The 12543-nt window shown below is 68.4% G+C and carries 12 protein-coding genes; 3 read left to right on the top strand and 9 right to left on the bottom strand.

What is annotated here, in order from left to right; translation table 11 throughout:
* The first annotated feature begins 43 nt into the window (after window positions 1-43).
* Entirely contained in the window at window positions 44-1102 is a 1059-nt protein-coding gene (locus VF631_RS04870; RefSeq protein WP_431849153.1) for a 1,9-bis(guanidino)-5-aza-nonane synthase, read from the top strand.
* 45 nt (window positions 1103-1147) lie between these two features.
* Here the strand turns inward: VF631_RS04870 and VF631_RS04865 are convergent, their stop codons facing one another.
* The 9 genes from VF631_RS04865 to VF631_RS04825 all read right to left on the bottom strand — a co-directional run bounded on the left by VF631_RS04865 (window position 1148) and on the right by VF631_RS04825 (window position 9749).
* Window positions 1148-1456, bottom strand: coding sequence for a hypothetical protein (locus VF631_RS04865; protein ID WP_431849152.1), 309 nt, complete (start codon window positions 1454-1456; stop codon window positions 1148-1150).
* Window positions 1457-1529: 73 nt separating this feature from the next.
* Complete coding sequence (locus VF631_RS04860) at window positions 1530-2726, bottom strand: class I SAM-dependent RNA methyltransferase (protein ID WP_431849151.1); 1197 nt, start codon at window positions 2724-2726, stop codon at window positions 1530-1532.
* Entirely contained in the window at window positions 2723-4111 is a 1389-nt protein-coding gene (locus VF631_RS04855; protein ID WP_431849150.1) for an NAD(P)H-hydrate dehydratase, read from the bottom strand. Before VF631_RS04855 ends, VF631_RS04860 begins: the two co-directional genes overlap by 4 nt.
* The gene (locus VF631_RS04850) at window positions 4108-4467 is read right to left on the bottom strand and encodes a hypothetical protein (protein WP_431849149.1); all 360 of its coding nucleotides are present in this window, start codon (window positions 4465-4467) and stop codon (window positions 4108-4110) included. The genes VF631_RS04855 and VF631_RS04850 overlap by 4 nt, the downstream gene beginning before the upstream one ends.
* Window positions 4468-4505: 38 nt before the next feature.
* Complete coding sequence (locus VF631_RS04845) at window positions 4506-5255, bottom strand: enoyl-CoA hydratase/isomerase family protein (protein ID WP_431849148.1); 750 nt, start codon at window positions 5253-5255, stop codon at window positions 4506-4508.
* Window positions 5256-5258: 3 nt separating this feature from the next.
* Window positions 5259-5564, bottom strand: a complete 306-nt coding sequence (locus VF631_RS04840) for a YdeI/OmpD-associated family protein (RefSeq protein WP_431849147.1) — start codon at window positions 5562-5564, stop codon at window positions 5259-5261.
* Window positions 5565-5615: 51 nt separating this feature from the next.
* Window positions 5616-6446: a 4-(cytidine 5'-diphospho)-2-C-methyl-D-erythritol kinase gene (locus VF631_RS04835; RefSeq protein WP_431849146.1), complete on the bottom strand. Its 831-nt coding sequence runs from the start codon at window positions 6444-6446 to the stop codon at window positions 5616-5618.
* The gene (locus tag VF631_RS04830; protein ID WP_431849145.1) at window positions 6446-8125 is read right to left on the bottom strand and encodes a tetratricopeptide repeat protein; all 1680 of its coding nucleotides are present in this window, start codon (window positions 8123-8125) and stop codon (window positions 6446-6448) included. Before VF631_RS04830 ends, VF631_RS04835 begins: the two co-directional genes overlap by 1 nt.
* A complete protein-coding gene (locus VF631_RS04825; protein ID WP_431849144.1) occupies window positions 8094-9749 on the bottom strand; it encodes an electron transfer flavoprotein-ubiquinone oxidoreductase in 1656 nt (551 codons plus the stop codon). Before VF631_RS04825 ends, VF631_RS04830 begins: the two co-directional genes overlap by 32 nt.
* Window positions 9750-9830: 81 nt before the next feature.
* Between VF631_RS04825 and VF631_RS04820 the strand changes: the two genes are divergently transcribed.
* Both VF631_RS04820 and VF631_RS04815 read left to right on the top strand, forming a co-directional pair.
* Window positions 9831-10691 carry a uracil-DNA glycosylase family protein gene (locus VF631_RS04820; RefSeq protein ID WP_431849143.1) on the top strand — a complete coding sequence of 287 codons (861 nt, stop codon included), beginning with the start codon at window positions 9831-9833 and terminating at the stop codon, window positions 10689-10691.
* Window positions 10688-12469, top strand: a complete 1782-nt coding sequence (locus tag VF631_RS04815) for a lytic transglycosylase domain-containing protein (RefSeq protein ID WP_431849142.1) — start codon at window positions 10688-10690, stop codon at window positions 12467-12469. Before VF631_RS04820 ends, VF631_RS04815 begins: the two co-directional genes overlap by 4 nt.
* Window positions 12470-12543 lie beyond the last annotated feature (74 nt).

The following is a 12543-nucleotide window of genomic DNA, read 5'->3' as shown; positions in this document are numbered from 1 at the left end:
CGGCTGCCAAGCCGGCGCGTCGCGGATGTTGGAGAAGCCTCAAGTGAACGACCAGACCAAGATCAACGACACCCGCAAGGCCGAGCTGCTCGGCAGCGTCGTCGAGCATATCGACATCACCAGCTTTGACGCGCGCCCGATCGTGGACGCGATGAAGAAGATGAGCTTCACGAGCCGCGACCTCGGCCGCGCGGCGGAAATCTACAACACCATGCTCGCCGACAAGGATTGCTCGATCTTCCTGGTCATCGCCGGATCGACCTCGGCCGGCGGCTGCATGGACCTTTATGCGGATCTCGTGCGCAACAACATGGTGGACGGCATCGTCGCCACCGGCGCCACGATCGTCGACATGGATTTCTTCGAAGCGCTTGGCCACAAGCATTATCAAGCGCTTGAAATCCCTGACGACGACACCCTGCGCTCGCTCTATATCGACCGCATCTACGACACCTATATCGATGAAGAGAAGCTGCAGGAGACCGATCATACGATCGGCGAGATCGCCAACAGCCTCGAGGCCCGCCCGTACAGCTCGCGCGAGTTCATTCGCGAGATGGGCCGCTGGCTGCTGACGAATGGCAAGAAGGAGAACAGCCTCGTCAAGCTCGCCTACGAGCATGACGTGCCGATCTTCTGCCCGGCCTTCACCGACAGCTCGGCGGGCTTCGGGCTCGTCAAGCATCAGGTCGATCGCATGAAGGAGGGCAAGCCCTACCTGACGATGGATTCGATCGCGGATTTCCGCGAGCTGACCGACATCAAGATCGCGGCGGGCCAGACCGGCCTGCTGATGATCGGCGGCGGCGTGCCGAAGAACTTCATCCAGGACACGGTGGTTTGCGCCGAGATCCTCGGCAAGGAAGTCGACGTCCACAAATACGCCATCCAGATCACCGTGGCGGATGTCCGCGACGGCGCCTGCTCCTCCTCGACGCTTCAGGAAGCGGCGAGCTGGGGCAAGGTCTCGACCGCGATGGAGCAGATGGTGTTCGCCGAGGCGACCAGCGTCGTGCCGCTGCTGGCGTCCGACGCCTATCACCGCGGCCATTGGCGGGAGCGGGCGAAGCGCCGCTTCTCCAAGCTGTTCCACAAGAACTAAGCAAGTAAGCCCCCGCCCTTCACCGGCGGGGGTTTTTCTTTGGCCTCAGCGGCGGCCCGGCCGCACAGGCTCGGCGCGCAACCCGCCTATGTCCTGACGGACGATGACCGGCTCCTGGCAACCGTCGACCTCACGCATCACGGCAAGGTGCAGATCGCCCGGCGGCAGCTCGCCCAACCGGTTGAAGTCGGGCTTTTTCGGGCCCTGAAGCGCGTGCTGGACCCGATAAGCAACGCAGTCGAGCTTGGCACCGCGCACGGGCGCGCTGATCTCGCGGCCCGTCGGCGATTGCGACGGATGGCTGAAGGTCGAGGCAGGCGTGGCAAGAACGGCGAGCAGGATCACGAAACGCATTTCCGGTCTCCTTCCGCTTCTATTCTACACCTGTCGAGAGCGGCGATGAAGTCCTGTTTAGCTTGCCTGGCGCTCAGCTCCTCAGAAAGGCGGCGGCGAGTTCGACGTGGGTGGACCAGCGGAACTGGCCGACCGGCTGCACCCAGGCGAGCTTGTATCCTCCTTCGATCAGCGTATTCGCATCGCGCGCGAAGGTGCTGGGATTGCACGAGACATAGGCGATGCGGGGCATCGCCGATCCGGCGAGCAGCTCGACCTGCTCCCTGGCGCCGGCGCGGGGCGGATCGAGCACCACCGCCTCGAACCGGGCAAGCTCCTTTGCGTCGAGCGGACGGCGGAAGAGATCGCGGTGATCGACGAAGACCTGCTTCTGAGTCCGGTTGGCGGCGGCCTTGAGGGCGAGCGCCGAGTCGCGGGAGCCCTCGGCGGCGAGCACCCGGCCATCGAGCGACAAGGCGAATGTGCCAAGCCCCGCGAACAGGTCGGCGACGATCCGGGCCGGCCCGACCGCTCCGCGAACGGCGGCGACCAGCGCGGCCTCTCCATCCGCGGTCGCCTGGAGGAAGGCGCCGTGCGGCAGCGGAACCGGGACGCCGCCCAAGGTCACCGTGACCGGCTCCGGCTCCCAGCGAGTCTGAGGGCCGTAGCCGTCGTCGATCGCGAGCCGGGCCAGACGGTAGGTCTCGGCGAACCGCGCCAGCGCCTCGGTCGCGGCAAGTTCCTCCACCTCCACCTTCTCGAGCAGGATGTCCGCGCCCTGATCGGCCAAAGTCATGCGGACCCCGCCGCTCGCCCGTGGCCCGAGCAATTCGCCCATCAGGCGCCGGAGCGGGTCCACCAGCGCGAACAGCTCCGGCCGCAGGATGAAGCATTCGCGCATGTCGATGATGCGGTGGCTCTTCTCGGCGTTAAACCCGAGCAGCACCTGCTTGCCGCGGCGCTCGGCGCGCAGCGCGGCACGGCGGCGGCTGACCGGCGGCGAGACATGGGCGGGGAGGATGTCGGGCGCCGCCAGCCCCTGAGCGGCGAGAGCCGAGGCGATCCGATCGCGCAGGAACCCGGCGAACGCGTCGTCATCGAGATGCTGGAGCTGACAACCGCCGCATTCCGGGAAGTGTCGGCATGGCGGAACGGCGCGATGCGGTCCGGCCTGGATCGTGCCGTCCGGCTGGATGAGATCGCCGGGCGCGGTGAAGGGCACGTGTCGGCCGCTTGCCGTCACCCCGTCCCCGCGCGCGGCGATCCGGAGGATCGTCTCGGCTTCAGTCACAAGCAGTCCGCGACAGCGGGCGCGAGCCAGGCGAGCAAGTCATCCGCGATCAGCACCGGCCCGGCAAGCCGTGCGGCTTCTCCGTGGAGCCAAACGCCTGCGCAAGCGGCCTCGAAGGCGGGCATCCCGGCCGCGCGGCGGGCGGCGATGATTCCAGCCAGCACGTCGCCTGTTCCGGCGGAGGCGAGCCATGCCGGCGCTGGCGGAGCGATCTCGGCCCGGCCGTCGGGAGCGGCGATGACGCTGTCCGCGCCTTTCAAGACCAGGACGGCGCGAGCTTGCGCGGCGGCCCGACGCGCAAGCTCGACTTTGCTTCCCTGCCCGGCGCCAAACAGCCGCTCGAACTCGCCCGTGTGCGGACTGAGGATCGGCGGCGCCTTGGCCTGGTGAAGCGGGCTCATTCCTTCTTCGGCGAGCAGAACAAGAGCGTCCGCATCCAGCACCAGCGGTCGGCCGGAATCCAGAGCCCGGCGCAGCAACGCCCTCGCGGCATTGCTCCGGCCCAGCCCGGGGCCGACGACGACGGCGCCGACCCGACCATCCTCGAGCACCGCTTCGGCGTCCGCTCCACCCTGCACCACCGCCGACGGCAGTCCCGCCACAGGTGCCGGCGAGACCAGCCGAACATAACCGGCCCCGGCTCGCGCGGCGGCGGCGGCGGTCAAGGCGGCAGCGCCGGGCATCTCGCCGGCGAGCACGGCGACATAGCCGCGCGTATATTTGTGACCGTCGGCACCGGGCGCCGCGATCTTCGGCCGTGAGATCCGGTGCAGGCGGCTCTCCGCGTCGACGCCGATCTCTGCAACGACGACCCGCCCCATGTGCCGAGCCGCGGGCTGGAGAAGATGGGAGGGCTTGAGGGCGCCGAAGGTGACGGTCAGGTGGTAGTCCGGGACCGGAGAGAGGATACAACCATCGTCTGTCGCGGCCCCGCTCGGCAGGTCGATTGCGACCCGGACGGCTGCACCCGCTGCCAGACGGGCCAGCGCAGCGGCCGCTTGTTCCTCCAGCGAACGGGTCAGCCCGGTTCCAAACAGGGCGTCGATCAGCAGCACCGCGGGCGCGGCGCTATCGAGCGCCTCCACTGGCCCATCCCAAAGCTCCCGCGCGCCCCGGGCAGCGGGGCTGGCCGGCTTCCCGAGCGCCGCGATGCGGACCTCGGCGCCGCGCGCCTTGAGGACCCGCGCAATCACGTACCCGTCGCCGCCATTGTTGCCCGGCCCGCATAGGACCAGCGTCGGCACCGGCCCCGCGAACCGCCAGACCGCCTCGGCGGCGGCCATTCCGGCGCGCTCCATCAGCGTCTCGACCAGCGTGCCAGCCGCAATCACACGCTCCTCGGCCGCGCGCATCTCGGCCGCCGTGAGGATGACGTTTGGGTTCACTTGCCCTTGACGGTGGCCGGCAGGCGGTAGCGGTCACCTTCGATCGCCACCTCGATGCGCCTGTCCGCGATCACCTGCACCGACGCCCGCGCCGCTCCGTCGCCAGCGATCACGCCCCGCCCATCGCTTGTGACCAGGAGCTTGCGAAAGCCTCCGTCCGGGTGCCGCAGCGTCAGGCTGTTCGGGTCATTCGGGTCGCGCTCGATCGCGCAGGTGGTCGCGAACCGTTCCGAACCGCCCAGCGCGCATTCGATCCGGTTTTCGGCCGGAGCGGCCGCGGTGGCCGTCGTCTTCTGCTCGTCGCCGCCGCCGCATGCCGACAGGGTCACGAGAGCAAGACAGGCAGGAATCCGCATGCGTCGCCTTTGCGGGATCGCCCGTGTGCAGGCAAGCATCAGCGGCCGGGCTTGCGCAAGGCGCCGAGGCGGCGCGTCAGCGCATCCGAGCCGAGCAGCGCGTCGAAGCTGCGGTCCTGCTCGGCGTCATGCTCGACTCCGGCCGCGGCGAGACGGATGCCGCGCTTGAGCACGCGCAGGCTGTCCGGATCGTTCGCTGCCATTTGACTGGCGAGGATGAGTGCCTCGCCTTCCAGATCGCTCTCGAAGAAGCGCTCGACCAGACCGATCCGCTCGGCCTCGCGGCCATCGATGCTGCCAGCGCTGAGCAGCAGCCGAGCCGCCTGTCCGCCCCCCACCAGCGAAACGAGCCGGTGCACATCTTCCTGCGGATAGGAGATGCCGAGCTTGGCCGGCGTTGCCGCAAGCTGGGCGCCAGCGCCGGCCAGGCGAATGTCGCACGCCATTGCGAGCGCGAGGCCCGCGCCATAAGCCGCGCCTTCGATCATCGCGAGCGTCGGGATCGGGGCATCCCGGAGCCGGTCCAGCCCGGAGCGGATCGCCAGGCGAAAACGCGCGCGGGCACCCTCGTCGATTGCGAACAGACCGAAGTCGGCGACATCCGCTCCGGCGCAGAAGGCGCCGTCCGGAACGCCGGCGAGGATCAATGCTCTTGCGCCAGCTGCCGTCGCTTCCTCGACCCGTTCTTCGAGCTCAGCCCAGCCGGCGAGCGGGATGGCGTTGCGCACTTCGGGGCGATCGAGGCGCAGGATGGCGATCTCACCGCCGCGAAGTGTCAGTTCGAACATATGCTATCGCTTCTGCTTCTCGATCAGAACCGCCCGTTGCCACGTGCTCGGAGCTTTGTCAGTCCGATGGATGCACCCCGCCCAGCAGCAGGGACGCTTCTTTCCTTCGAGCAGCTCTTCGCGGGTCCGCACGATCCGCCGCTCACGGGTCGCGTCCTGTTTGGCGTCGTCGACCCAGCAGATGAACTCGTTGCGCCCAAGCGGCGTCAGCTTCTGCCAAAGCTTGAAGATCACCGGATCCGCTTGGATGGCGTCACGCAGATCGTCGCGCGCTTCATGCACCGTTCCGTGAAGAAAGCTTTCGATCATGCGCGAATGATGATCCAGCCGCACGCTCGAAGTAAAGGCTCCGACTCGACGTCAACGCAGGTGGCTGGCGAGCTGCCACCAATCCGGATGCGCACGCCGGGCGTGATCCGCCGCTGCTTCCCGATCGGCTTCCCGTTCGAACAAGGCGAAGCAGGTTGCGCCCGAGCCGGACATCCGCGCCACCGTCACCCCGTCGCATGATTGCAGAAAATGGAGGGCATCGGCGATCACCGGCGCGACCGCCGTGGCAGGCGCTTCCAGATCGTTCCGCCCCTCCAGCGCCGCTGCCCGTGCTGAAGTCGCGGCGAGGGATCCCCGGTCTACGCCGTCCCAGTTCCGAAACACATCGGGTGTCGAGACCGCCACGCCCGGATTGACGAGCAGCACGGGCGCTCCAGCAAGATCATTCTCGGCGGCGGAGAGGCGATCGCCCCTGCCCTCGCCCCGCACCGTCTCGGAACGCAGGCAGGCGGGAACGTCGGCCCCGAGCCCGGCCGCCACGGCGTGCAATTCCGGCGCGCTCATGCGGAGACTCCAGAAGCGGCACAGCAGGCGCAAGGTTGCGGCTGCGTCCGCCGATCCGCCGCCGATCCCGGACGCGACGGGCAGTCGCTTGTCGAGCCGCAACGCGGCACCGGAGGTGATGGAGCAAACCTGCCGCAGGGCTTCGGCGGCACGAAGCACCAGATTGTCCTCACCAGCGGCCAGGTCGGCCGCGAACGGCCCTTCGATCCGTAACTCGAGCTCATCGTCCGCGGCGACGCTTAGTTCGTCGCCATCCTCGCAAAAAGCGAACAGGGTCTCCAGGCGATGGTAGCCGTCCGGCTCCCTGGCCCGGACGTGCAGCGCCAAGTTGAGCTTGGCGTAGGCCGTCTCGCGCATCAGGGCGCGGCGAGCTTCGGCGTCAGGCCGGCCTCGATCTTGGCGCGCAGCCGCGCGGCGTCCTCGTCCTCGGCATAGAGCAGGGCCGCTTCCCAGGCGTATCGGGCCTCGAAGCGCCGGCCGGCGCTGTAATATGCATCCCCGAGATGCTCGTTGATCGCGGGGTCGGCGGGCTGGCCGAGGGCCGCCTTCTCGAGCAAGGTGATCGCGCTGGGCAGGTTGCCGCGGATGTAATGCGCCCAGCCGAGCGAGTCGGTGATCGCCGCGTCGTCGGGCCGGAGCCGGCTCGCCTCGCGGATCAGCCTCTCGGCCTCCGCCAGATTCTCGCGCCGCTCGAGCTGCGAGTAGCCCAGATAGTTCAGCACCAGCGGCTGGTCCGGCGCGAGCTTATGGGCCTGTTCGAGCGCCGCCTTGGCCTCGGGCCAGCGTCCCGCCTCGTCCAGCGCACTTCCGCGCAGCAGCCACAAGGTCCATTCCGCCTCGCCCGTGGCCGGCGCCGCCTGGACCCGCGCGATCGCTTCGCCATAAGCGCGGGCGCTGTCCGCCGGCCGTTCGAGCTCGAGATAAAGCTCGCCAAGCCGCACCCAATCCGACGCCGCGGATGAAGGGCGAGCCGCCGCCGCTTCCGCCTGGGCAATCGCTGCATCCTTGTCACCGACCGCGACCAGCAGCCTCGCCCTGCTGTCGGTCGCGCTCCCGGCGAACGGATCGTCCGCCTGGACGCTGGCGAGCACGGCGAGCGCCTCGCGGTTCTTCTCCTGCGCGGCGAGCAGCTCGCTCGTGACCAGCCAGGTTTCGCTATTCTCGGGAGCAAGGAAGGTGGACAGGCGCGCATGGGCGAGGCCCAACGCCGTCGCATTCTGCCCGTGCAAATCGATCGCCACGCGGGCCAGGAACTCGGCAATACCGGCGCGCGCGCCGGAAATCGCGCCGGGGATCGTCTTTCGGTTGGCAAGCAGCTCCCGGGCGGCCCTGATCGGGGCCGTCTCGCCGACAAGCAAAGCCGCAGCGCCTTCCCGATCCTTGCGCTGGAGCGAGGCGGCCGCGGCGATCCGGAGCCGCTGCGCGCGCGCGCCGCCGGTCTCGATCACTTTCAGGAGCTCGGCGGCGGCCTCCTTCCGCTTGCCGGCCGCGATCAGCAGGAACGGGCGATGCTCGGCCGCGTAGACGGTGGCCAGCGGGTTTGCCTTGGCCGCTTCCAGGATCGCGAGCGGGTCACCCTCGCGCCTGTCGACGGCGATCCAGGCGCGCAGGATCGGCACCATGAAGCTATAGACCCGGTCGCTTTCGATGGCGGCGACCTGGGTCTCGGCTTCCTTCCAGTCGCGCGTCCGCAGCGCCTCCGTGAGCAGGAGCAACCGGGAGTCGGGCGCCAAGCGCCCGCTCCTGTCCAGAATGCGGGCCGCCTGAAGCGCAACCTGATAGTCCCCCGCCGCCATCGCCTGGCTGAGCGCGCGCGCGGCAACCAGCTCGTTGCCGGGCGAGAGCGCCAGGAGGGCCGCATAACCTCTCGCCGCGTCGGCCGAGGCACCGAACGTGTCGGCCCCGCGTGCTCGCGCGTAAGCGGCGAGCTCGGCGCGCTCATCGACATTGGCCGAGGCGCTAACCGGCAGCAGCAGGGCCGCGCCGATCGCCAGGGCGGCGCGCTTACATGTTCGGGTAATTCGGACCTCCCCCACCTTCGGGCACCACCCAGTTGATATTCTGCAGCGGGTCCTTGATGTCGCAGGTTTTGCAGTGAACGCAATTCTGCGCGTTGATCTGCAGCCGCGACCTGCCCGCTTCTTCCACATATTCGTAAACGCCGGCCGGGCAATAACGCTGCTCCGGCCCATCATATTCGGGCAGGTTGACGCGGGTCGGAACCTCGGGATCACGCAAAGTAAGGTGGATCGGCTGATCCTCCTCGTGATTGGTGTTCGACAGGAACACCGAGGAAAGCTTGTCGAAGCTGATCACGCCGTCGGGCTTGGGATAGGCGATCCTGGGCGCGATGTCGCGGCGCATGAACTGCTCATGGTCCGGCTTGTGCTTGAGCGTGAACGGCAGCCCGATCCTGAGCGTGCGCATCCACATATCCGTGCCGGCAAGCAGCGTGCCGGCGGTCGCGCCGAACTTCGCGACGAACGGCTCGACGTTGCGGACCATCTTTAGCTCGTCCGCGACCCAACTCCCGTGAAGGCCGTCCTCATAGGCCTGCAAAGTGTCATGTGCGCGGTCGGCCGCCACCGCCTCGAAGGCGGCCTCGGCGGCGAGCATGCCGGACTTGATTGCGGTGTGGCTGCCCTTGATGCGCGGCACGTTCACGAACCCCGCCGAGCAGCCGATCAGCGCGCCGCCCGGAAAGGCGAGCTTGGGAATGGACTGGTAGCCGCCTTCGTTGATTGCGCGTGCGCCATAGGAAACGCGCCGCCCGCCCTCCAGCAAAGGCCGAATATCGGGATGCTGCTTCCAGCGCTGCATCTCCTCGAACGGCGAGAGATGCGGGTTCTTGTAACTCAGCGCCACGACGAAGCCGATCGAGACCTGATTGCCGGCCTGATGATAGATCCAGCCGCCGCCCCAGGCGCCGGTGAGCGGCCACCCTTGCGTGTGCACCACCTTGCCCGGTTCGTGCTTGGCGGGATCGATGTCCCACAATTCCTTGATGCCGATGCCGTAAACCTGCGGCTGGCAGTTCGCCTCCAGATCGAACCTCTGCTTGACCTGCTTGGTGAGGTGACCCCGCGCACCTTCCGCGAAGAAGGTGTAGCGGGCATGCAGCTCCATGCCTGGCTGATAATCAGGCCTGTGCGAGCCGTCGCGGGCTACACCCATGTCGCCGGTGGCCACGCCTTTGACCGAGCCGTTTTCGTTGTAGAGCACCTCCGCGGCAGCGAAGCCGGGGAAGATCTCGACGCCGAGCGCTTCCGCCTTGCCGGCCAGCCAGCGGCACAGATTGCCGAGTGAGCCGGTGAACGTGCCCTTGTTGTCGAGAAAGCTCGGCATCATCAGGTGCGGCAGGTTTGTCTTCTTGGTCCGCGTCAGCACCCAATGGTGATTGGACGTGACCGGTACTTGGTTCATCAGGCAGCTGTCGTCCTCGCGCCAGTCCGGCAGCAATTCGTCCAATCCCTTAGGATCGATAACCGCGCCGGACAGGATGTGCGCGCCGACCTCCGAACCCTTTTCCAGGATGCAGACCGAGAGTTCCTGCCCGCGCTCCTCGGCGAGCTGCTTGAGGCGAATGCCTGCGGAAAGCCCGGCGGGTCCGGCCCCCACGATCACCACGTCATAAGGCATCGACTCGCGCGTCGCCGTCATTCCCGTCCGCTCCGTTCCGGCGCCGTCGCGACCTCTCGTCGCAAACAGCCAACGCTTGGCAGATAAGAAGGAATCCGCAGGTTGACCAGCCTGCGTGGAGCGCGCCCAACTCGGACCGGGATGGAGCGGGGCGGTTATCCAATCTCACCGGCGGAGGCGGCGAGCCTTCTGTCATGGTGGAGCGATGCGGGGGTCGACACTTTCGTCGACGAAGCCCCGCGCGATTGGCTGCGCCCTCAAGCCGTGCCGAACGGCCCACATGCTCGTCACCCCGGCGAAGGCCGGGGCCCAAGAACACAGGTCGAGGGAAGCCAGCACAGACCGGCGTTCTTGGATCCCGGCCTTCGCCGGGATGACGGGATTGCCGAAGGCGCTCAGAGCGACGACCCGCCCGACCAGCTCCCGCTTTTCCGCGCCTGGCTCCAGGACAGCGCCACCCTTCCCTTCGCCGCGCCTCGTGCGCCCCGCGTCTGCCCCTCGGGCGACCCCGCGTCCGGCTTGATGATGCTCGCCGATATGCCGGGCAGCGAGGATTGCGCGAGCGGGACCTTGCTGTCTGGAGAGGTCGGCCGGCTCTTCGATCGCATGCTCGCGGCCATCGGGCGCAATCGCGAGACGATCTACCTCGCCTCCCTCTCCTGTCTGCGCTCGACGGGCGGCCGCCTCGATGGCGAAGCGGGCGGCCGCTGCGCTGCGCTCGCGCGCCACCATGTCGGGCTCGTGCGACCACGCGCCTTGCTGCTGTTCGGAGACGCCCCGTCGACGAACCTGTTGGGGCTCAACATGGCGCAAGCGCGTGGCCGCTGGCACGACCTGGCCACCCATGCCGGGCCGGTCAGGACTTTGGTAACGCTTCCGCCCGATCTTCTCCTCAAGTCGCCGAAACTGAAGGCCCATGCCTGGGCCGATCTCCAGATGTTGATGCAAGGCCTGAACCCATGATCAAGCGCTCCGCTCTCCTGCTCGCCGCCGTCGCCCTGTCGCCGACCCTGCCGGCCGCCGCCGACGTTTCGAGCGCGGCTGCGAGACGCTCCGCGCCCGACCCCGTGCTGACTGACGCGCAGCGCACCGCTTATCGCGAGATATTCTCCGCCATCCGCAATGAGGATTGGACGTCGGCGTCCGCCAAGCTGGACGCGGCCGAGGAAGGCCCGCTCCATGCCGCCGCCCGCGCCGAGCTTTACCTCGCCAAGGGGTCGCCGAAGGTCGAGCTGGAACCGCTGCGCGCGCTTATCGCCCAAGCTCCCGACCTCCCTCAGGCCGCGCAGCTGGCCAGGCTGGCGGCGGCGCGAGGGACCGAAGAGACGCCCGAACTGCCCAAAGCCCAGAAGCTCTACTGGCAAGGCAGCCAGCCGCGCCGCGAGCGCGCCAGGAGCCTCGCCAACGCCGATGCCGTCGCCGCCAGGCTGGAAGCGGTGATCCAGCCGCTGATCGTGGCCGACCAGCCGAGCGAAGCCGAAGCCCAGCTTTCCGCTTCACTGGAGCCGCTGACGCCGGAAGCGGGCACCGAGTTCCGCCAGCGCGTCGCCTGGTCCTATTACCTCACCGGCCGCGATGCGGACGCGCGCAGGCTTGCCGAGCAGGCCGCCCTCGGCTCGGGCGAATGGGCGCTCCAGGGCAGCTGGACGCTGGGCCTCGCCGCCTGGCGCATGGGCGATTGCGCGGCAGCCTCCAACGCCTTCAGCGCCGTCGCGGCCCGCGCGACCGACCTCGAGCTGGGCGCGGCCGGAAACTACTGGGCCGCCCGCGCCGACATGCGCTGCAAGCGGCCCGAGCGCGTCCAGACGCGGCTCAGGACAGCGGCGCGCTCGCCCGAGACCTTCTATGGCCAGCTCGCGCGCGAGGCGCTCGGCATCAAGACGCCGGTCAGCGCCCTCCTCCATGATTATCGCGATGCCGAATGGCGCCGGATCGCGGCCAAGCCCAACGTCAAGGCCGCGCTCGCGCTGGCCGAGATCGGCGAGACCGCGCTCGCCGACGAGTTCATCCGCCACCAGGCCCGGCTCGGCTCGTCTAGCGATCATGACGCGCTGCTCCACCTCGCCGCCGACCTCAACCTGACCGCGACCCAATATTGGCTGGCCCATAACGGGCCCAAGGGCGCCAGCATCAACATCGCCGCGCGCTATCCGATGCCGGACTGGCGCCCCGCCCGCGGCTGGCGGGTCGATCAGTCGCTGGTCTTCGCCCATGCCTTGCAGGAATCGAACTTTCGCCCAAGCGCGGTCAGCCCGGCGGGCGCAGCTGGCCTGCTCCAGGTCCGCCCAGGCACCGCCGGCGACATCGCCCGCGCGCGCGGCGAGCCGTTCGACCAGCAGCGCCTCGTCGATCCGGTCCACAATATCGAATATGGCCAGACCTTCATCGAGAAGCTGCGCGATCATCACGGCACCGGCGGACTGCTCCCCAAGGTGATCGCCGCGTACAATGCCGGCCCCGTCCCGATCACCGAGTGGAACAGCCGCGCCATGGATCGCGGCGATCCGCTGCTCTACATCGAGAGCATCCCCTATTGGGAAACCCGCGGCTACGTGCCGATCGTGCTGCGCAACTACTGGATCTACGAGAGCCAGGCCGGCAAGCGCTCCGCCAGCCGAACGGCGCTGGCGCAAGGCATGTGGCCCCGCTTCCCGGGCCTGCCCGGCGCGAGCGCGGTGCGGATGAGCGAAGAGCGGCGGACTGCAAGCACGCAAAGCGGAACACCAGCCCCTCTCCCTTGATGGGAGAGGGATAAGGAGCCTTGGCGAACCGCAGGTGAGCTTAGCGAAGTTGGAGAGGGTGAGCGCCGCCACAG

Source organism: Allosphingosinicella sp., assembly GCF_036387615.1.
Classification (GTDB): domain Bacteria; phylum Pseudomonadota; class Alphaproteobacteria; order Sphingomonadales; family Sphingomonadaceae; genus Allosphingosinicella.
The sequence above is the reverse complement of the archived record's forward strand: the minus strand, read 5'-3'. Positions and strand labels throughout refer to the sequence as shown.

What these genes read in the sequence shown, in the direction of transcription:
- VF631_RS04865 (WP_431849152.1), bottom strand. Translation starts at nt 1,456, where the DNA reads ATGCGTTTCGTGATCCTGCTCGCCGTTCTTGCCACGCCTGCCTCGACC.
- VF631_RS04850 (WP_431849149.1), bottom strand. Translation starts at nt 4,467, where the DNA reads ATGCGGATTCCTGCCTGTCTTGCTCTCGTGACCCTGTCGGCATGCGGC.
- VF631_RS04845 (WP_431849148.1), bottom strand. Translation starts at nt 5,255, where the DNA reads ATGTTCGAACTGACACTTCGCGGCGGTGAGATCGCCATCCTGCGCCTC.
- VF631_RS04840 (WP_431849147.1), bottom strand. Translation starts at nt 5,564, where the DNA reads ATGATCGAAAGCTTTCTTCACGGAACGGTGCATGAAGCGCGCGACGAT.
- VF631_RS04835 (WP_431849146.1), bottom strand. Translation starts at nt 6,446, where the DNA reads ATGCGCGAGACGGCCTACGCCAAGCTCAACTTGGCGCTGCACGTCCGG.
- VF631_RS04825 (WP_431849144.1), bottom strand. Translation starts at nt 9,749, where the DNA reads ATGACGGCGACGCGCGAGTCGATGCCTTATGACGTGGTGATCGTGGGG.
- VF631_RS04815 (WP_431849142.1), top strand. Translation starts at nt 10,688, where the DNA reads ATGATCAAGCGCTCCGCTCTCCTGCTCGCCGCCGTCGCCCTGTCGCCG.